The sequence below is a fragment of the Nonomuraea sp. NPDC050153 genome (genome assembly GCF_044460125.1).
Classification (GTDB): domain Bacteria; phylum Actinomycetota; class Actinomycetes; order Streptosporangiales; family Streptosporangiaceae; genus Nonomuraea.
In genome coordinates this window covers 83,202-103,695 of the sequence record NZ_JBITJQ010000042.1, presented here as the reverse complement: position 1 = coordinate 103,695, position 20,494 = coordinate 83,202, and the positions used below count along the sequence as shown (strand labels likewise).

Annotated in this window: 10 protein-coding genes; 8 read left to right on the top strand and 2 right to left on the bottom strand. The window is 70.9% G+C overall.

Features of this window, described 5'->3' with window-relative positions:
- The first annotated feature begins 858 nt into the window (after positions 1-858).
- Complete coding sequence (locus tag ACIBQ1_RS54110; protein ID WP_397290513.1) at positions 859-4,494, top strand: helix-turn-helix domain-containing protein; 3,636 nt, start codon at positions 859-861, stop codon at positions 4,492-4,494.
- 317 nt (positions 4,495-4,811) lie between these two features.
- Here the strand turns inward: ACIBQ1_RS54110 and ACIBQ1_RS54105 are convergent, their stop codons facing one another.
- Together ACIBQ1_RS54105 and ACIBQ1_RS54100 are read right to left on the bottom strand one after the other, a co-directional pair.
- The gene (locus tag ACIBQ1_RS54105; RefSeq protein ID WP_397290511.1) at positions 4,812-7,859 is read right to left on the bottom strand and encodes a BTAD domain-containing putative transcriptional regulator; all 3,048 of its coding nucleotides are present in this window, start codon (positions 7,857-7,859) and stop codon (positions 4,812-4,814) included.
- 36 nt (positions 7,860-7,895) lie between these two features.
- On the bottom strand, positions 7,896-8,474 hold the full coding sequence (locus tag ACIBQ1_RS54100) for a hypothetical protein (protein WP_397290509.1): 579 nt from the start codon (positions 8,472-8,474) through the stop codon (positions 7,896-7,898).
- Between the two features lie 1,071 nt (positions 8,475-9,545).
- On the opposite strand from ACIBQ1_RS54100, the gene ACIBQ1_RS54095 reads away from it, so the two are divergent.
- The 7 genes from ACIBQ1_RS54095 (at position 9,546) to ACIBQ1_RS54065 (ending at position 20,489) form a co-directional block, all read left to right on the top strand.
- Positions 9,546-10,082, top strand: a complete 537-nt coding sequence (locus ACIBQ1_RS54095) for a hypothetical protein (RefSeq protein WP_397290507.1) — start codon at positions 9,546-9,548, stop codon at positions 10,080-10,082.
- 110 nt (positions 10,083-10,192) lie between these two features.
- Positions 10,193-10,786: an RICIN domain-containing protein gene (locus ACIBQ1_RS54090; RefSeq protein WP_397290505.1), complete on the top strand. Its 594-nt coding sequence runs from the start codon at positions 10,193-10,195 to the stop codon at positions 10,784-10,786.
- On the top strand, positions 10,783-11,790 hold the full coding sequence (locus ACIBQ1_RS54085) for a hypothetical protein (protein WP_397290503.1): 1,008 nt from the start codon (positions 10,783-10,785) through the stop codon (positions 11,788-11,790). The genes ACIBQ1_RS54090 and ACIBQ1_RS54085 overlap by 4 nt, the downstream gene beginning before the upstream one ends.
- Positions 11,791-11,874: 84 nt before the next feature.
- Positions 11,875-14,256: a S8 family peptidase gene (locus ACIBQ1_RS54080; protein WP_397290501.1), complete on the top strand. Its 2,382-nt coding sequence runs from the start codon at positions 11,875-11,877 to the stop codon at positions 14,254-14,256.
- A gap of 68 nt (positions 14,257-14,324) precedes the next feature.
- Positions 14,325-18,068, top strand: coding sequence for an SGNH/GDSL hydrolase family protein (locus ACIBQ1_RS54075; protein ID WP_397290499.1), 3,744 nt, complete (start codon positions 14,325-14,327; stop codon positions 18,066-18,068).
- Positions 18,069-18,088: 20 nt separating this feature from the next.
- On the top strand, positions 18,089-19,042 hold the full coding sequence (locus ACIBQ1_RS54070) for an alpha/beta hydrolase (protein ID WP_397290497.1): 954 nt from the start codon (positions 18,089-18,091) through the stop codon (positions 19,040-19,042).
- 250 nt (positions 19,043-19,292) lie between these two features.
- Positions 19,293-20,489 (top strand): sensor histidine kinase, encoded by a 1,197-nt coding sequence (locus ACIBQ1_RS54065; RefSeq protein ID WP_397290495.1) that lies wholly within the window; start codon positions 19,293-19,295, stop codon positions 20,487-20,489.
- The last annotated feature ends 5 nt before the right edge of the window (positions 20,490-20,494 follow it).

Genomic DNA, 20,494 nt, shown 5'->3' with positions numbered 1-20,494 from the left:
CAGGGGGAAGCCGGCCGCGCACTGCATGATCCCGGACGTCAAAGACTCAGGTCACGAACCTACAGCCGCGAGTCGCGAGTTAACCAGCAGGATCACGACTATGTTCAAACCCATAAGCCATCTCCGTGGACGCTGGATGCTTATGCACCAGGCCGCTGCCCGGGCTCGGTCCGGCGACCACGAACAGGCCATCGGCGACTACACCGCGGTCGTCACCGTCGACCCGAACGAGTCACGCGCCTATTTCGAGCGCGCTGCCCTCCACCGGCACCTCGGGCGCTTGACCGAGGCCCTGAACGACTACGACCAGGCCGCCCGGCCGGCCCCCGCCCCCCTCCGAGGTGGTCTGCAACCGCGGCAACGTCCGCGTGGACGTCAAAGAACTGGACGGGGGCGTCCAGGTCTCCGTCCTGGTCAGCCGGCGCATCGCGGGACGCTCCCGCCTCGGCCAGCCGGGAATCGGCTGCGACCGCGGCTGACAGGGCCGCCTTGGCGGCCGGAATGTCGTTGTCCTCGGCCAGGAGTCGGCCGCGCAGGCACAGCAGGTGGGGATCGGACGGCGCGAGCGTCAGGCCGGCCTCGACGTCGCGCCGGACGTAGACCCTGTCGCCCATGCCGCACAGGAGCCCGGCCCCGTTCACGTAGGCGTCGACGGCTCCGTCCCCCGTGTGGATCTCCAAGGATCCCAGTACGTGGAATCTCATTATTTGCCCCCTCTTGTCGTGCTGGAGATCTAAGGTCTAAGGCGGCCCAGGGATGTCCGAAATAGCCCTCCGTGGGTCCAGGACAACGCGGCGAAGACTCCGGACAACAAGAGGTGAGTGCGCATTGGGGCGGCCCGAGCAGCCGGTGGATCCGTTGGCCGGTCCCGTCGAAAGGCTCGCCTGGGAATTGCGCCGGCTCAGGGACGAGGCCGGGCGACCGAGCTACCGCGTACTCGCGGAGCGCGCGCATTTCTCGCGGAGCACCCTCGCCGAGGCGGCCACCGGGACGCGGCTGCCCACTCTTGAGGCGACACTGGCGTACGCCGTCGCCTGCGGTGGCGACCCCGCCGAATGGGAGCGGAAGTGGCAGCTGGTCGCGGCCGAACTCGAACGGTCGCAGCGCCGTTGCCCTTACCCCGGCCTGCTTCCGCTGGACGTCGACGCCGCCGACCTGTTCTTCGGCCGGGACGACCTTCTCGAGGTCCTGATGAAGGCCGTGAAGCAGGGACCCCTGACGGTGGTCCGCGGGGCCACCGGCAGCGGCAAGTCCTCGTTGCTGCGGGCCGGGCTGGCCGCGCGGCTGACCGCCGACGGAACTACCGTCACGCTGCTCACTCCGGGCGCGCACCCGCTGTCCCGGCTGCACGCCTCCGACGCGGACGGCGCCGACGTGATGATCGTCGACCAGTTCGAGGAGACGTTCACGCTCTGCGCCGACGAGCGGGAACGCGCCGGCTTCCTCGACGCGCTGAGCGAGCTCGTCAGCGGTCAGGACGGCCCGGCGCTGGTGATCGGGATCCGCACCGACTTCTACGAGCGCTGCATGTCGCATCCCGGTCTGGCCGCAGCCCTCCTCGACAGCGTTCACCTGCAGGTCGGACCCATGTCCGAGCAGGAGATGCGCGCCATCATCACCGAACCCGCCGCCCGGGCGGGGCTGAGCGTGGACCCGGATCTGGTGGTCACGGTGGTGGCCGAGGCCGCCGAGCAGGCGGGGGCGCTCCCGATGGTCGCGCACGCGTTGCGCGAAACGTGGAGCAGACAGCAGGGAGACACGCTGACGCTGGCGGACTACCGGGCCGTGGGTGGCGTGTCCGGCGCGATCGCGCGGACCGCTGAGCACCTGTACGCCGATCTGGAAGCCGACCAGCGGCAGTTGCTCCGCGCCGTGCTGCTGCGGCTCGTCGCCCTGGGCTCGGGCAGCTCCGACACCCGCCGCGGTCTCGACCGGGACGAGCTCGCCGGCATCGGACCCGCCGGCGAACTGGACGCGGTCCTCGACCGGCTCGCCGCCGCCAGGCTCATCGTCGTGGACCAGGACCTGGTCGACATCGCGCATGAAGCACTCCTCACCGGCTGGCCCCGGCTGCGGGAATGGCTCACCGCCGACCGTGAGACCCTTCTGCGGCACCAGCGGCTCACGTCTGACGCGGCCGAGTGGGACCGCAACGGGCGCGGCGAGGACTACCTGTACCGCGGCACTCGCCTCGCCCTCTGGGACGGCGAGGCGAGCTTCGTACCGCTGAACGAGCTGGAGCGAACCTTCCTGGCTGGCTGCCGCTCGAGCGCGGCCGAGCGCGACCGGGCCCGCCGCCGGACCCGTCTCGCCTTCGGCGGGCTGCCGGTCGCCGCCGTCGCGGTCATCGTGCTGGCCGCGCTCGTCCTGGTCCAGGTAGGCAACAGGAACGTCGAGCGCGACCGTGCCGCCTCGGTACGGCTGGCCGCCGAAGCGCGCCGCCAGCTCCAGCAAGACCCGGAACTGGCGTTGCTGTTGGCGATCGAGGCGTACGAGGTGGAGCCCACTCCGGAGGCCGACCTCGTGCTCCGCCAGGCCACTGCAGACTCCCGGCTACGCGGCTCCACCCCGGTCAGCCTGCGCAGGGTTACAGGAATGACGGCCACCCCGGACGGTCGGAAGATCGCGATCTGGGGCGCCGGGTCGGGCCCGGCGGGCCTGGAGATCTGGAGCCTGGACGGTACCGCGCCGCGCCGGGCCGGCCATGTGCTCCAGGCGGATCGGACGGACGGCATCCTGAGCGCCGCGTTCAGCGAGGACGGCCGGCAACTCGTCACCGGAGGCTCCGGAGGAGAACTGGTGCTATGGGACCTGGCGTCAAGCGGTCCGCCCGTGGTTCTGGGGACCGTTGACGGTAGCGTCCACGGCGTCAGCGTCAGCCGGGACGGCAGGATGGCGAGCGCGCACAGCGACGGCGTGCGCATCTGGAAGCCGGGACGCTCCAAGCCCGTCAAGCTCAATGTCCCCGGCCGCGCGGTCAGGAGCGTCTCGTTCAGCCCCAGCGGCCGGCTGCTCGCCACCGGGGGCAACGGATCGCCGCTGCGGCTGTGGGACATGACCCGGGACCGGCCCGTTCTGCAACGCGCGGCCGCGCGCGGTGAGCCGGAGCAGGTGGCCGTCAGCCCGCGCGGACCATGGGTCGCGACCGTCGAAGGCGACGTTCCCCGTGTCTGGGACGCGACGGAGGCGTCTGCCGGCGACTGGATCCCGCAGATCGAGCTGGCCGGCCACCCCCCGAAGCTGAACGGCCTGGTGTTCACCGTGGCCGGGGATCGCATGGCGACCTACGGCGCCGACGGCGTGATCCGCGTCTGGACGACGGGCAGCGACGCCGACCCGCTGGTGTTGCGCAGCCCGAAGGGGAATCCGCGCGGGGCGGCGTTCACCCCGGACGGGAAGTCATTGGTCAGCGTCGATGCGGACGGCTCCCTGCGGACGTGGGACGTCACGGCGGGCGACCCGACACCGAGCGAGGGCAGGCCTCTGGCGCTCAGCGCTGACACGAGCACGGTGGCGGTCAGCGCGGGGCCGGATTCGCTCCTCAGCCCGCGGGACGTCCGCATCAAGATATGGCGCGGCACGACCCCGGCCGAGGTGCACGGCCCGCGTGATGCCGGCTACCTCGTCGCGCTGAGCCCTGACGGCCGGCGGATGGCGGGCATCGGCCGGGCCGGGACCCTGAGCCTGTGGGACCTCACCACCGCCGGCGCGCCAGTCACCACACCCGCGCCCTTCCGCGGCCTCCCGGGCGGCCTGGTGTTCAGCGCCGACGGAAAGCGGATCGTGGCGGGCGCCTTCGACACCGAACCGCAGGTGTGGCAGATCTCCCCGTCCGGCGGGCTGACAGCGCTCACCGGCTGGCACGCCCGGCCCACGGGCCGCGCCGACGGCGACGTGGCACTCAGCCCGGACGGCATGAAACTGGCCGACGCCCGCGACGACCACACCGTCGTCGTCTGGGACCTGACCGGCAAGAGCGAGCCGAAGATTCTTCGCGGCCATGTGGAGGACATCACCGGCCTCGCCTTCAGCCCAGACGGGCTGCGACTGGCCGCCGCGGCCGCGGACGGCGCCATCCGGCTCTGGGACACCGGCGGCCGGGGCGAGCCCGCGGCCGTGCTGCAGGGCGCCGAGAACACCGTCCGTAAGGTGAGGTTCAGCCCTGACGGCACCTGGCTGGTCACCAACGAACCCGCGGGCCACCTGCGGCTCTGGCGGGCAACAGGCGGCGGCGAACCGCTGGAGTTGACCGGCTGGGGCGCGACCGGCAGTCTCGCGGCGTTCAGCCCCGACGGTACACGGATCGTCAGGGGGTTGAGCCCGCAGATCATCCTCGGTCGCCCGTTGGCGACCGGTCTGGGCGACAGCCTCGTCCGGACCCGCGCCTGCGAGGTGTGCGGCCCGGCCGGAACGGTGCTCGAACTGGCCAGATCGCGCCGTACCCGCGAGCTGACCGCGGAAGAACGCCGCAGCCATCTCGGCCCGAACTCCTGACCTGCACCGTTGCCCCGGGGCGTGGGAGTCCAGCGTGGCAGTCGTGGGCGAGCGCGCCGTCCGCTTCATCGACGGCCACCTGCCAGGTATACCGGGGGACGCATCCTGCGCCGAAGCTCGCAGCGGACGGCGTCCAGCATCACGGCCCGGGCGCCGTCGAGATCTTCAACGAGGTCGCTCCGAGCAGCTCCATGATCCGGCGGCCACGCGAAACCGCTGGTAGAGGCGCTTGCGATCGGTGGGCGCCATGCGTCGACGGCGGCCGAGCGTGGTTCTGGCACCCATTCCGGTCGTCTACCGGGCGATCATCGATCTGATCAACGCGCTCCCGCGCTCAAGTGCTTGACAGGGTCGGGAGCTTGAGGGAGGTCCTGGGCGACCAGGACCTCCAGCTCCTCCTCGGTGAGGAGATGGACATCACACAGAATCCGAGCCGACTGGTGCCAGCGCTGCCGCGCCTCGTCCTGCCGTCCAAGATCGTGCAGGGTGTCGCCGAGCCCCCACAGAGTACCGGCCTCCAGCGCGCGGGCACCGGCCTTGTGGTGGAGGTAGGCCGCCCTCCGGTATCCGGCCTCGGCCTCAACGAGCCTGCCGGCGTGTCGGCAGGCATCGGCCAGCGTGTCGGTCGCCGTTCCCTCGCCGTAGGGATTGTCGAACTCCGCCCAGATCTCCAGGCTTCGTCGACTGGCGTCGATCGCGTCGTCCAGCCGGCCCATTCTGATCAGCACCGCGGCCCGGCCGTTGAGTACCATCGCTTGGTAGTCGCGCAGGCCACTGGCTGTCGCTGCCGCTGCCGCCTCGTCCAGGGTGGCAAGCGCGTCGTCGAACCGCCCCAGCTTGCCGTAGGTCGTGCCGAGATTGTGGAGGGTGCCCGCCTTACGCAGGGGCAGACCTGCTCGATCCCAGCACACGAGGGCACGCTCGAACTGCTCGACCGCAGGCTCGAATCGGCCCTGGTTCTTGTGGATGAGGCCCAGATGATTGTGCCCGCGGGCTTGGCCCGCCCAGTCACCAGTCCGGGCGGCCACGTGCAAGGCGTGGTGATGGATCTCGGTCAGATCGGCGAGCCAGCCTCTGTGGCTGAAGGGTCTGTTGAGACTGGAGGCGAGGCCTTCAACCGTGCCGGGATCGTCGGTGCGGCTGGTGGCCTGCCGGGCGACGGCGATGAGGTTGTCGCGCTCCAGCTCGATCCAGTCGATCGCCTCCTGCGGTGCGTCCAGGCCAAGGCCCGGCCGGTCGGCGCGAAGATCTCTGACGATGGGGGAGGTGGGATCGAGCAGAAGGCTGGCCGTTCTGGCTGTGGCGAGGTAATGGTGCAACGCTCGGTGGGTGGCGGCCGCCCGATCGTTCTCCTGGACGATGTCGTCGGCTTGTTCGCGGGCGTAGAGGCGGACCAGGTCGTGCATCCGGTAGCGGCCCGGCCCCGTCGATTCGAGCAGCCGGGCATCCAGGAGGCGGTCCAGTGTGGCCTCCACCGTGTGCTCGGGCCGGTCGGCGAGGGCGGCGGTGGCCGCCGGGGTGTGGGTGGGCGTGTCGAGGAGGCCGAGCAGGGCGAACAGGTGCGCGGCGTCCTGGCCGGCGGGCTCTTCCTTGAGGTGATGGAGGCTGACGGCGATGCCGGCGCGGACGGCCAGGTCGGCATGCTCCAGCGTGTCCAGGCGGCGGGTGGCGTCGGCCAGCCTGGCGGCGAGGTAGGACAGCGTCCAGTCGGGGCGGGCGGCCAGACGTGCCGCCGCGATGCGAAGGGCGAGGGGCAGGCCCCCGCAGAGCTGGACGATCCGCCCGGCGGCCTCCGGCTCGGCGTGAACCCGGCCGGGACCGGCGATCCGGGCCAGCAGCGCGGTGGAGTCGGACGGGTCGAGCCCGGGCAGGTTCAGCTGGCTCGCCCCGTCGAGCGAGGTGAGAGCCTGCCGGCTCGTGATGACGACTGCGCACCCCGACCCGGCGGGAATGAGCGGGCGGACCTGGCGGGTGTCCAGGGCGTTGTCGAGGATGATCAGCACGTTCCGCGCCGAGGTGAGGGATCGGTAGCGGGCCGCGGCCTCGTCGACCGTGGTCGGTACGGCGGAGCCGTCCAGCCCGAGCGAGCGTAAAAGCCGGCCGAGCGCCTCGAGCGGCGACAGAGGCCGGAGGCCGTCGGTGGCGCCGTGCAGGTCGATGTGGAGAACGCCGTCGGTGTAGCGGTCGGCGACGGCGTGCGCCAGGTGAACGGCCAGCGCGGATTTGCCGACCCCGCCGGGACCGCTGATGGCGACGATCGCCGGCGTGCCGGCTTCCGAGGCGGTGAGCGCCTTGTCGAGCCAGGCGAGCTCGACATCGCGGGCGGTGAAGGCGCGGGTGCCGGCGGGCAGCTCGGCCGGGGCGACGACGTGGCCGAGCGTGGCATCCTGCGCCGGAGCGGTCAGATCGAGGACGGGATCGCGAGCGAGGATCGCCTGCTGGAGCCGGCGCAGCTCAGCACTCGGCTCGATGCCGAGCTCCTGGATCATGACGCGGCGAGTGTCCTGGTAGAGCGCGAGCGCTTCCGACGACCGTCCAGCGCGATACAGCGCCAGTATCAGCTGCGCATGCGGCCTTTCCCGCAGCGGGTGCGCCTCGATATGGACGGTCAGATCCGGTATCACCGCGTGGTGATCGCCCGCTGTCATCCGCAGATCGACGTGATCTTCCAGAGCGGTGAGACGTTCCTCCGTCAGACGGGTGGCCTCGATCTGGGCCCACTCCGCCGGCATGCCCGCCAGGGCCTCTCCCCGCCACAGGGCCAGAGCCTGCCGGAACGACCTGTCCGCCGTAACGATCTCTCCCCTGGCTCGGCCGGCACGCGCTTCGCGCACCAGCCGCATGAACAGGTGGGCATCGACGTGATCAGGTGGCACGTCCAGGCAGTATCCACCCGGCGCGGTCACGATGACCTCGTCGAGCGCCCGGGGCGCAAGGAACTCGCGAAGCTTCGACACCACGATGTGGAGCTGCTTCGGCGCCGTCGCCGCCCGGCTCTCCCCCCACACATCGGCGAGGAGCTGGTCAGCGGTGACCACCCGGCCGGCGCTCAATGCCAGCCGGGTCAGCAGGCCGATCCGCCGGCTGCCGGTCAGCGGCAGCACGTCGCCGGCTGCCGTCAGCTCCCACGGGCCCAAGATCTTGATCCCCAGTCCCATCGCACAACCCTCCGTAGGCAGGACCAGCGTTTTATCGGTCATGACCGTTACCTGTTGGAGGGCCTCCTCCGCGATCTTCTGAGTGGCAGGTGACGAATATATCCGGAACACACCGCGTGTTGGCGCGCTGTCGCCGTGTCGTTGCGTGAGCTGCCCCGGGTTCGTTGGAGGCTCCCAAGACTGGACGGCTGGGAGTCGTGCCCGCACCGAGGAAGTACCCCCAAGAGTTGCGTGGTCGCGCCATCAAGATGGTGTTCGACCTGTGAACATGCCCTGGCCGAGGAAGCCGAAGAAGGACCGCGTCAGGGCTGCGGCACGGCCCTCGCCGAGATTGACCGTGTGCGCGCCCACCACCTCGACACCACGGTCGAAAGCCGCCTGCAGCGGCACCTCCGCCGAGGTCACCCGCGGCGAGCCCAGGACCATGACGATGCCGCCCACCTCCACCGCCGACAGGGCGGTGACCAGCCCCTCGGGGGTGTCGGTGACGTCCAGGACGAGGAGCGGTCTGCACTTCCACGGTCCTGGATCCGTGCTGAAGGCAGTGACGGGCTCCGCCCTGCACGCCCTCACCTTGGCTGCGGATCGTGCCGTCGCCATGACCACGTCCGCACCCCGTGCCGCGGCCAACCGACGCACGATGACACCCAGCAGTCCGCCGCCCACCACCCCGACCGGCGCCCCGGCACGCTGCCCACCCACCTCCAGGCCGTACAGCGCCGTGATCGCCAGCTGCCACACCGCCGCCTCGACCAGCGCGACACCGTCGGGCACCTCGTGCAGGTCACCCGCCCGACCGACCGCGATACTCTGATGACCCACGCCACGCAAGGCAACCCGCGTACCTGAGTCAACCCGCGTGCTGGGGGCAACCCCACCCCCGCCGCGCACCTTGCCCGCCGCCATGTACCCCGGCACATGCGGGTAGGCGACGACCGCCGTCGGCAAACCGAGGAGCCGGGCCCGTTCCGTGCCCGGACTCACAACGCTCACCTCGACGTCGACGATCACCTCGTCCGGCGCGGATGGACAGGGGTCCTGCCTGACCACCACCTGACTGACCCCCGGCCGAGGCCAGACCACTGACCGCATATCGCCTCCGCAGCAGCAGGGCGCATTCGTGATCGATGCCGCCTCACTGTACGTCCCCATGCAGGGATCGACCAGATGGTTTCCACCGCCACCTTCATGGGTCCCGCGGGCGCAGATGCAGGTGGACATGCACGTCATGTTTCTAGGCGTTGGCCCACTGCGGCTGCGCCGAACCCCCGCCCCGGCCGCGAGGACGACCTCGGCCCGGTCGGTCTACCGCTGCCGGCGGCGAGAAGAACAGCATCAAAGGCCTCGAGAACTCTGACCTCCGCGGCCGGCGCATCGACCGCTGACCGCCCACGAGTGCATCCGACCTTCAACAGGGAACCCGCGGACTTCCTGCGTAGTACGCGGTATCGCCGAAGCCACCCGACGCCCACCGGCAGTCCGCCATCGTGCGCGACCTCGAAAGGTACGGACTCCTGCGCACCCGCGTCATCGACGAATACCGCTACGCCTCTTGACCAGCGGCGACGACTTTCCGAGCCCCACAGGCCGCCCGCTCCTGAGGGAGGAATACGGCGATGGTTGACATGGCGGCGGGTGCTACCGCGGTGGGTGGAAGCGGACGTCCACCGGATGATTGACGACAGTCAAGGCCGCCCGTGGATACCTTGTCGCATGAACGACCAACGGGCCGCCTCATGTGCGGCAAGCCAGCGCGCCACGCCTGCTCGGCGTGAACACGATCGACCGTCAAGCAGATGCGGGCGAATGTGCCCGTCCTCCAACCGTGGCGACGGGTGTCCCGGCCGCGCTCGGACGTACGGCGGCATCCAGACTTCCGAAAGGTGACAACACGTGAAAGCAGCACAAGTCGCTTCAGCACTGGCCCTCGGCGTTGCCGCCGCTGCTCTTCTCACCACGCCGCCCGCGCTGGCCCACTCCCCCCAGCCGGCCCCGAGCCCGTCCCGCGAACCGGTGACCGGCGAGGGCGACGTGATCATCTCGGAGGAGGTCCACGCGGCGGGGCTGATCAATTACTCCTGCGGGCCGAACTACAACCCGTACGACTACTACCCCGCCAAAGCCGACAGGACCCGGCTGGAGTACGCAGCCGGGACGTCCCGCGGTGGGGCGGGCCTCTACAGCGGTACGTGGGACTCCAACATCTGGTGGGCGTGGGGCAGCGGCCTGCGGGCGGGCGACAAGGTGTCGCTCGACTGGTCCGACACCGGGGGCTCCTCTTATCACGCCTGCCACAAGACGATCGCCAGTGGCGCGAGCAGTGGGACCACGGGCGGGGTCAACGAGGTGAACGGCCGCTACTTCAGAGCCTGCGTGAAGGGCGGCAGCAGTTGGAGGTGCACGAGATGGTGGCACGTCCAGGGTTCGTGAGCAGAGGCTCCTGACCGGTGCGCCCCTTGCGGCCGTACCGGGACTCCCGGCGGTGAGCGTCATGCCGACCGGATCCCTCACACCTTCCGCGCAGAAGGGAGATCCACACGATGACAGGCTCTCGTCCCGCCGTCCGCACGGCCACGCGGGCCGCGGTGACGGTCGTCGCCGCGCTCGCGACCGCGGCGACCGTCCTCCCGGCCGCCGCGCACGCGGACGGCACGTACCGCTGGCAGAACGAGTACACGCGCCAGTACCTGGAGGTCTACAAGAAGTCGAAGGCCAACGGCGGCATCGTGTCCGTCTGGCCCTACAACGGCGGCAAGAACCAGCTGTGGAAGGACACCAAGACCAGCGCCGGCTACTACCGCGTCCGCAACGTGAACAGCGGCAAGTCCATGGACCGCTGGAACTCGGCCTTCTCCCCCAGCTACAACGGCGCCGCATGCCCGGTCACGCAGTGGAGCTGGTGGGGCGGGGTCCAGCAGCAGTGGAAGGGCCGCAGCGTCTACAGCAGCATCTACAACCGCCGATTCCTCATTTGGTACAACTGGCAGGGCTGCCGGGGCGACATCTGGCACGACACTCTGGGCGTGCTGCAGCCCTTCCATTACTCCAACGTCATTCTCTACTCGCGCGAGTACTGCACCGAGGGCCGCTGGATCGGCAAGGGCGAGTGCTTCTGGAGGAGGAACGGCAAATGAGAAAGGGCACACCACCGCTGCTGGCCGCCGGGGCCGTCCTGCTGACCGTCGGAGCCGCGTTCAACCTCCATCCGGCCGCGTACAGCTCCGCCGCCTCCCCGGCTCTCGACCCCGACCCCCTGCCCACCACGGGCGAGGTTCTGCCGGTTCCCGGGCCCACGGGGACGCTCGGGCCGGAGCCGTCCCCGATCCCGGAGCCGGCGCTCACCGCCATCCCGTCGGATCCGGGCCTCCCGATGCCGCTCGATCCGTACATGACGTCCATGGCCGACATCCACACCATCGACCTGGCCAAGGACGCCGCGACCGCCACGTGCATGCAGTCGCTCGGCTTCTCCGCCTGGACGGCGGGCGTCGTACGGAACTGGAACCCCGAGGACTACGTGGAGGCGGATCTGATCGAACCCCTCGACGCCTCCGCGGCCTCCCGGTCCGGATACCCGCGGCCCGCGCTCGACCCCGCGGCGGCGGCCGCCGCTTTGGAGCCCGCGGACCAGCGTGCCCCCACGCCGGAGGAGATGCAGGCCTACGACGGCACCGCCGCCACGACCGGGCCGGGCGAGGCCATCCCCCAGGGCGGCTGCGCGACGAGCGGCGAAGCCCGCGTCCTGGGCCAGGACCACGCCCTGGCCGCCGATCCCCGGCTGCTGGCCGACGACGCGAGCTTCCTCGCCCTGGAGCACACCGCCGTCGCACGGGCCCTGACCCAGTGGGTGAGCTGCATGACGGCCAAGGGGTACGCCTACGACAGCCCGATGAGCGCCCGCGCCGACCTCCGCTGGGCCAACCGGGAGCCCGGTGTGGCCGCCACGCAGGCGGAGAAGCAGGTCGCGGCCGACGACGCCGCCTGCGCGAACGGCGCCGACCTGCTGCCGACGTACCGGGCAGCGAAGCGCGCCTACGAAGAGGTCATGGTGCGGGACCAGCGGCAGGCGCTGACCGAGTCGCTGTCCGTCTTCACCACCTGGGTGCAGCGTGCCAAGGCGGTGCTGGCGGGCCAGTGACCCGCCGGACCGTCCTCGCGGCCGCCCGGCCGGGCCTCGCGCAGGAACTGTGCCGAGGCACGTCCTATGTCGAGCGGAGATCACATGAAGCAATGCCTGGTCCGCCGCCTCATCACCGCGGCCGCCCTCGTGACGGCCCTCGTGACGGTGCCGCTCATGCCGTCGCAGGCGGCCTCTGCGGCGGCGCCCGGCCCTCGCGTGGACCCCGAGTTGGCGGAGAAGCTGTCCGCAGGCGGCGAGGTCCGCGTGAACGTGGTGACGCGGGACCGCGCCGGCCTGTCCGCCGCGGCCTCTGCGGTCGGCCCCGGTCAGGTGATCCAGACGCTGTCGCGATTACCGATGCTCACGCTGCGCGCCGACCGGGCGGACGTGGAGCGGCTGGCCGGACAGCCGGGCGTGGTCAGCGTGTCGGAGGACGTGCCGGTCCCGCCGGCGCTCGCCGAGAGCGTGCCCCTCATCGGCGCGGACCGTACCCGGGAGGCGGGGCTGACCGGTGCGGGCAGCGTGGTGGCCGTCCTGGACTCGGGCGTCGCGGTCCACCACCCCTTCCTCGGCGGGCGCGTCGTGGCCGAGGCGTGCTTCTCCCCCACCGACCCCACCTACGGAGCCTCCAGTCTGTGCCCGGACGGCGCAGACCGGCAGGAGGGGCCCGGAGCGGCGGACGCCGACAGCGGGCCGTGTGCGTACCTGGACTGCGGCCACGGCACCCACGTGGCCGGAATCGTCGCCGGCCAGGAGACCGGCGACGCGGCGGGTGGGGTCGCCCCGGGGGCCGACCTCGTCGCCGTTCAGGTCTACAGCAGGTTCGACTCCTTCTCGTACTGCGGGACCGCCGGACCGCCGTGTCTGCTGAGCTTCGTCAGCGCCCAGCTCGCGGGGATGGAGAAGGTTCTGGAGCTGATCGACGAGGGCGTCCCCGTGGCCGCGGTCAACCTCAGCCTGGGCAGCGGCAGGTACACCGCCCCGTGCGACGACGATCCGCGCAAGCCCGCCATCGACCGGCTGCTCACCGCCGGGGCACCCACGGTGGTGGCCGCGGGCAACAACGGCTACACCGATGCCGTCAGCGCCCCGGCCTGCGTCTCCTCCGCCATCGCGGTGGGCAGCACCACCGACCAGGACGAGGTGTCCTCCTTCGGCAATCGGGGGCCGCTGCTGGACGTGTTCGCTCCCGGGTCGGACATCGTCTCGTCGGTGCCCGGCGGCGGGTGGCAGTCCAAGAGCGGCACGTCCATGGCCGCCCCGCACGTCGCCGGGGCCCTGGCAGTGCTGCGCCAGGGCCGTCCCGACGCCACGCCGGCCGAGATCGAGGCGGCGCTGGAGGACACCGGCAAGCCCATCGTGTACGGCGGCGACACCACTCCCCGCATCCAGCTCGACGAGGCCGCCCTGGGCTCCGCCGCCCGCCCCGGTCCGCACCAGCTCTTCCAGATCCGCACCCGCATCCTCAGCAACGCCCAGATCAGCGCCAACTCCACGATGACGGTCCCGGTCGCGGGCGTCGCCGGGCTTCCCACCGACGGCATCGCCGCCGTCGCGGTCAACATCGCCGCCAAGGGCGACTTCTTCAACACCGGCTCGCTGGCCGTCTATCCCTCCGACGAGCCCGAACCGGAGGGTGACGTGCTCGTCTACGACGCCACCCGGTACGCCTCGACCATGGTCGTGGCGAAGGTCGGCGACGATGGCGCGCTCAAGCTGGAGAACCGCAGCGGCCAGGCCGTCCGCGTCTACCTCGACGTGCACGGCTACACCCTCGACCACGCCGCGGCCACCGTCGGCGGCACCTACCGCCCGGCCGGGCCGTCGCGCATCGCCGACCGGGTGTCGGTTCCGGCGCTGGGAAATCTCGAGCTGACGACGCCCAGCCTGCCCTCCCCGCAGAGCGTCGCCCTGACGGTGCTGGTGAAGAGCGCCTCCACCGGCACGATCCGGGTCTATCCCGCCGGTGAAGCCTTCCCCTCCGACGCCAATGTCGACTACCCCGCCAACATCCCCGTGCAGTTCTTCACCATCGTCAGACCCGGCGCCAACGGGAAGATCAATCTGCATAACCTGGGCGGCGGCGCGGCCGAGGTCTCGGTCGAGGTGAGCGGCTACTACACCACCGCCGAACGCGCCTCCCTCGTCAAAGCGATCGCCCCGGTCCGGGTGAGCGGCGGCGTGACGATCGCCCCTGGCGGCACGTACGTGCTGCGGCCCTCCGGCAGCGGCGACGTCCCCTCGTCGGGTGTCTCGGCCGTCGGCGTCGCCGTCACCGCCGGGGGAACGGCGAACGGCACCGTCGAGGTCGTTCCCCCGGACAGCGCGACCGTCGTACGGACGGTGGCGTACACGGCGGGCAGGAACACGGTCGGCGTCGCCACGGCCGCGCTCCGCCCGGACGGCACGGTCGTGCTGAGAAACACCGGCGCCTCTCCGGTGACGATCTCCGTGGACGTTTACGCCTACTTCAGCACCAGGTAGCCCCTCCCCAGGCTCTGCGGTTCCGCCGACTGCCCCCAGCGTCATCCGCCACCCCCATGGAGCCCATCATGAACAGATCCACGATCAGAGCGCTCGGCACCGGCGCGGCCGCCATGCTGTTCACGACCGGGCTCACCCTTCCGGCGGACGCGGTCGCTCCTCCGAGCACCGCGTCGCCGGAGCAGCCGCCCTCGTCGGTGGCTCCGGCCGAGCGGGACCGCGTGCTGGCCGCGGACTGGCGTACCTCGCCGGACCTCGCCTGGAGCACCGAGGGCGACGCGACCGGCTTCCACCTGCTGACGGCCGAGGAACGCACCGGCTACACCTGGCGCACGCTGGCGACGCTGAGCGAGCCCGGCTTCGACACCGACCGCTGGATCGGCAATGTCTGCTTCACCGCCTCCGGCAGCAAGGCGGTGGCCGTCTACGCGCCGCGCGCCTTCACCAACCAGGCGGACCTGTTCGACCGCGGGGCCTTCACCGCGCTCATCGACGTGCCCACCGGCAAGGTCACCAAGCTGCCGATCCGCTCCTCGCTCGCCTACTTCAATCCCGGCTGCGGACAGGGAGAGCGCAGTGTGATCACGCAGGCCAAGGGAGGGGGTGAACCGGGAGACGCACCGTCGCGCACCCGGCTGTCCGTACTCGACGCGGCTTCGGGACGGCTGGCCGCGCCCGTCGAGCGGGCCGGGCAGGTCACGTCCGCCATCCCCGTGAACGGCGGCATCGTGGCCGCCACCGGCAGCAGCCTGCGGTTGTTTCCCGCGCACGGCAAGCCGCGCGAACTCGCCAGGGCGGCGTCGGTGCCGTTCAGGCTGGCCGCCGACGCCGACGGAGGCGTGGTGTTCATGGAGCATCAGGGGGAGGTCGCCCGCGTGCGCCGCGTGCCGGTCGCCGGGGGCGAGGCGGCGGAGCTGGCCTCGGGGCCGCTCACCGACGTCAACGTGAGCGCCGGAACGGGCGGGAAGGTGTTCCTCACCGGGAGCCTCACGCCCGCGCGGCCGCTGCCCGCCCCGGTGGCCCGCGTGGACGTTCCCGCCGCGGCCAAGCTCTCGTCCCACGGACGGCTGGCCGTCCTGCCGCAGAAGCGGCCCTCGATGGGCTCCGGTCAGGAGCCGTCCGAGGAATGGGTGCGGGCGATGACCTCGCAGCGCCCCGGCGAACCCCAGGTCGTCCACCTGAAGACCAAGATCACGCCCACCGGCAGGGAGACCGGCTTCACGGTACGGACCTCGGACGGCATGCCCGCCGCCGATACCGCCGCGGGCCGCGGGGCAGCGGCGGCCACCGCCGGCTCGGGGACCGGCACGGTCGACACCGGCGCCTACTGTTCCGTGCCGCGCAACGATCCGTACACGCAGGTTTACCAGCCGACGCCGCGCCAGGTCGAGTGGGCCGCGGACCAGGCGGTGGTCGGCAACCTGACGATGCTCCGCCCAACCGGCTGGAAGCAGTCGGGCCTGACGCAGTGGAGACCGCAGGGCGAGTTCCCGCCTCTCGCCCTGGCGGGCGGCGGCCGGGTTCCGGTACAGGTGTTCCTCGGCATCATGTCGCAGGAGACGAACCTCTGGCAGGCCTCGGGCCACGTGCTGCCGGGAAGCACCGGCAACCCACTGATCGGCAACTACTACGGCCGTGAGCTCTACAACGACGATCCGTCCGACGACTGGGTGATCGACTGGGACAGGAGCGACTGCGGATACGGCATCACCCAGATCACCGACGGCATGCGCAAGCAGGGCCACGAGCGTCCCTGCAAGCCGGACGAGAACTTCTGCGAGGTCGCGCTACCCGCCCGGCAGCAGCGGGAGATCGCCGTCGACTACGCCACGAACATCGCCGCCGGCCTGCGCATCCTCCAGGACAAGTGGAACCAGACCCGCAACGCCGGCCTGATCCACAGCAACGGCGATTCGGCGTGGCTGGAGAACTGGATCTTCGCCATCTGGGCCTACAACTCGGGCTTCCACCCGGACCGGCACGACGGCTCGCCGTGGGGGGTGGGCTGGGCCAACAACCCCGCCAACCCCGTCTACCCGGCCAACCGCCACTTCTTCAACAGCAATCCGCACGACCCCGCCGAGCCGCAGCTCTGGCCGTACGAGGAGAAGGTCATCGGCTTCGCCGCCTACTCCATCTCCACGCCTGACGGCCCCGGTTTCCGCCCCGCCTGGTGGGTCAGCGTCGATGACCGCAACGCCGCCAAACCTCCCGTCACGTCCTTCTGCGACCCGGGCAAGAACGACTGCGACCCGGGCGACACGGCAGCGCCCTGCAAGCACAAGGACGCCTCCGGCCAGTACGACCTGAAGTGCTGGTGGCACACCCCGACGTGGTACCGGATGTGCGGCAGCGGCGTGTGCGGCCACGAACTGCTGCGCTTCGACACCTCCTATCCCGAGCAACCCGACGGCACCCACTACACGCCCAACTGCTCGCTCAGCGGCATCCCGTCCAACGCCTACGTCGTGGACGACGTGCCGTCCTCGGTGCCCATCGTGCGCGCGGGCTGCAGCAGGACCTGGGGCGACTACGGCTCGTTCACGCTCTACTTCAACGAGGCCGAACCGGCGCCGTACGTCTCCAGAGTCGACTTCCACCAGCTCGGCGGCGGCTTCGGCGACCATTTCTGGTTCACCCACACGAGGGACGCCACCGATACCGGCCAGCTCAAGTTCGGCGTCACCGGCGTCTGGCGCCCGCCCAGCTCCATGACCGGGTGGACACGCATCAAGGTGCACATTCCGGAGATCGGCGCGCATACCCAGCTCGCTGACTACATCATCGACCCCGGCGGCAACGCGCCGACCCGGCATCGGATCGTGGGCCAGCACTGGCAGAGGAACACCTGGGTGGATCTCGGCGTGTTCCAGCTCAACTCGGGCGCCAGCGTGTCGCTCAGCAACCTGACGAGACGTGCGGAGGGCCGCGACTGGGACTGGGACATCGCCTTCGACGCCATGGCCTTCATCCCTACGAGCAAGCCCAAGGTCGACTACGTGGGCCTCGGGGACTCCTATTCGGCGGGGCAGGGCAACGAGCCGTACGACGAGGTCAGCAACTTCACTCTGGGCACCCGCGGTTCGACCTGCCACCGGTCCAAGGCCGACGCCTTCGCGCGGATGGTCAGATGGCCCGGCTCGTCCGGCACCATCGAGAGCGAGGCGAGGTCCGGCAACGGCGCCACCGGCTTCGCCCTGCTGGCCTGCTCGGGCGCCCAGACCAAGCACGTCACGGGCGACGCATACGCCAACGGCGAGCCGCCGCAGATCGACCAGGGCTACCTGGACGCCGACACCGATCTGGTGACCCTGACGATCGGCGGCAACGACGCCGGCTTCTCCGACGTCATCAGCCGCTGCAGCCTCGGCCTCAACTGCCGCGACGACAGCACCGAGCACGCCATCGCCGCGCTCGACGGCCCGCTCACCGACACCTATACCAAGATCCACCAGAAGGCGCCGAACGCCCGCATCATCGTCCTGGGCTACCCGCACCTGTTCAACGTGCAGAACGAGGCGCCGCTGACCTGCATCAGCTCCTTCCGCATCGGCCAGCTCGACGCCCTGTGGCTCAACGACATGACCGACAAGATGAACGCCGTCAGCACGGCCGCCATCACCCGCTTGCGCCAGCAGGGGGTCGATATCTCCTTCATCGATCCGGTGCCGGCCTTCACCGGCCACGCGATCTGCGACGACGACCCCTACGTGCGCGCGATCGACGTCACCACCGACGGAGCCTCCTACCATCCCAACCCCGCGGGCCAGCGAGCGTACGCCGCGCTGGTGCAGTCCGTGCTGAACAGCTGACCGAAATGTGAGCACCAGTCATGTCGATCTTCATCGCGCGCCCGCTGGTGGCGCTCGCCCTGCTGCTGACCTCCGCCGGCCCGGTCCAGGCCACATCGTCGTCCTCCGAGGTCACCGAGACGGTGATCAAGGAGGGGCGCATCCTCGACCTCACCATCTCCTCACCGCTGATCGACGTCACCGGCAAGGTGCGGTTGCTCCTGCCGCCCGGCTACCGCAAGACCGCGACGCGCCGCTGGCCGGTGCTCTGGTTGCTGCACGGCGGCGGCGGCTCCTACACCGACTGGACCGCGCGGGGCGCCGCCGACGCGATCGTGGGCACCCGCGACGTGCTGGTGGTCATGCCCGACACCGGCACCTGCTCGGGCTACATGGACTGGAAGGACCCCGGCGTCCCGCCGCACAAGTGGGAGTCCTTCCACATGGGCGAGCTTTACGACCTGCTGAAGAACGAGTACCGCGCCGACGACCGGCAGGCCATTGCGGGCCTGTCCATGGGCGGCGGCGGAGCCATTGGATACGCCGCGCGCTTCCCCGGCAGGTTCACCGCCGCCGCCTCCTTCAGCGGAGCGCTCGACAACGACTATCCGGGCAACCCCGGCCTGCCCGCGCTGGCCGCGATCGCGAGCGGCGCGTTGACCTGCGGCGTCACCGTCGAGCAGATCTACGGCCCGGTCGGCGGTGCGTACTGGAACCGGTACAACCCGAAGCACTCGCTCGCAGCGCTGCGCGGAACGAGACTCTACATCGCCACCGGCGACGGCCAGGCGGGCAAGGACCAGGCCGGGGTGGGCAACCCTCTCCTGGTGGACCCGGTCGAGCAGTCGGTGTACGGCATGGCCACGCAGGCCATCGACACACTGGGCGAGCTGGACGTTCCGGTGCGGGTGCACATCAAGCCCTTCCACCGTCACGACTGGCTCAACTGGCAGGGTGAACTACGGCGCTCGATCGACTTCCTGCTCGGCACCTGACGACCAGGTGCGCCCCTTGGGCGAGTCCCTGGACATTCACCCCGACCGGAGCGACGTGACCTCGGCCGGTGTTCGACGAGACGCCAGAGCTCTACGACCGGACCCAGCCGGGATACGCCCTCGCGACGGTCGCTGCCTGCGCTTGCCCGTGACGGCACGCCTCTGTTGCGGCGGCCGCCGCGGCCGGGCATCGTTGAAGCGCCGTTCCCTTCCTGGAGGCGGACCATGACGCTGGTGCGGGGGTGAGGGTTTGTCCGGCAGGCCCGCGTCGTTCGCCCGTCGGCTTTCCGCTCTGGACCCGCGCGTGCTCGACGTCGCCCTGGCGGTCGCGCTGGGCGTCGGCACCTCGTTGTGGGAGGTGCTGGAGCTGGGCAAGGGCCGCCCGGCCGATGCGCCGTCGCTGGCGCTGACCGCGCTGGTGAACGCGCCCCTCGCGCTGCGCAGGCGAGCGCCGCTCACCGTCCTGGTCGTCTCGACGACGGCTGCGCTGCTCTATCACCTGCTCGGCTACCACCCGGGGCTCAACAGCATCGGCCCGCTGCTGGCGCTGTACTCCGTGGCGGCGCACGGTTCCTGGCAGGCCGGCGCGGGCGGGGCGGTGCTGGTGGTGGCCGAGTGGACGCACGCCTCGGTCAACCAACCCGGCGTGGCGCTGTGGTCGGCGCTGGGCCAGTCGCTCATCGTGGGCGGCTGGGCCTTCACCACAGGGACGATCGTGCGCCTGCTGGGCACGCGCGGCAAGCAACTGGCCGCGCTGGCCGGGCAGTTGGCCGCGGAACAGGACGCGGCCACCCGCCGGGCGGTGACCCGCGAGCGGGTGCGCATCGCCCGGGAGCTGCACGACGTCGTGGCACACCACATGTCGGTCATATCTGTACAGTCCGGGTTAGGCCGCTATGTAGCACTCTCCGACCCCGCCACCGCGCACGCCACGCTGGGCGTCATCGCGGACACCAGCCACGAGGCGCTCACCGAAATGCGGCGCCTGCTGTCGATCCTGCGCGTCGAGGCCCACGAGGAGGACGAGGGGCGCTACTCCACGATGTCCCGCCTGAGCGACCTGGATACGCTGGCGGAGCGTATGCGCGCGGCCGGGCTGAACGTCCGGTTGGCCGTCGAGGGGCCGGCCAGGGCGCTGCCGCCGGGGCTCGACCTGTGCGCCTACCGCATCGTCCAGGAGTCGCTGACCAACGTGCTCAAGCACGCCGGGGCCGGCTGGGCGGACATCAACCTGACGTACGCGCCCGACACGCTGACCCTCCGCGTCACCGACGACGGCGCGGGCCCCGCCCCGGGATCAGGCCGTGGCGGGCACGGGTTGATCGGCATGACTGAACGTGTCAGGCTCTACCAGGGAACGATCATCACGGGCGGTCGCCCGCAGGGCGGGTACGAGGTTCTGGCGACCTTTCCACTCTCCCCCTCCGAAGAGGACGAACGGATCTGAGGCAG

Bases quoted from the DNA above. Each gene is read 5' to 3' on its own strand.
- ACIBQ1_RS54070 (WP_397290497.1), top strand. From the start codon at position 18,089: ATGTCGATCTTCATCGCGCGCCCGCTGGTGGCGCTCGCCCTGCTGCTG.
- ACIBQ1_RS54085 (WP_397290503.1), top strand. From the start codon at position 10,783: ATGAGAAAGGGCACACCACCGCTGCTGGCCGCCGGGGCCGTCCTGCTG.
- ACIBQ1_RS54075 (WP_397290499.1), top strand. From the start codon at position 14,325: ATGAACAGATCCACGATCAGAGCGCTCGGCACCGGCGCGGCCGCCATG.
- ACIBQ1_RS54090 (WP_397290505.1), top strand. From the start codon at position 10,193: ATGACAGGCTCTCGTCCCGCCGTCCGCACGGCCACGCGGGCCGCGGTG.
- ACIBQ1_RS54080 (WP_397290501.1), top strand. From the start codon at position 11,875: ATGAAGCAATGCCTGGTCCGCCGCCTCATCACCGCGGCCGCCCTCGTG.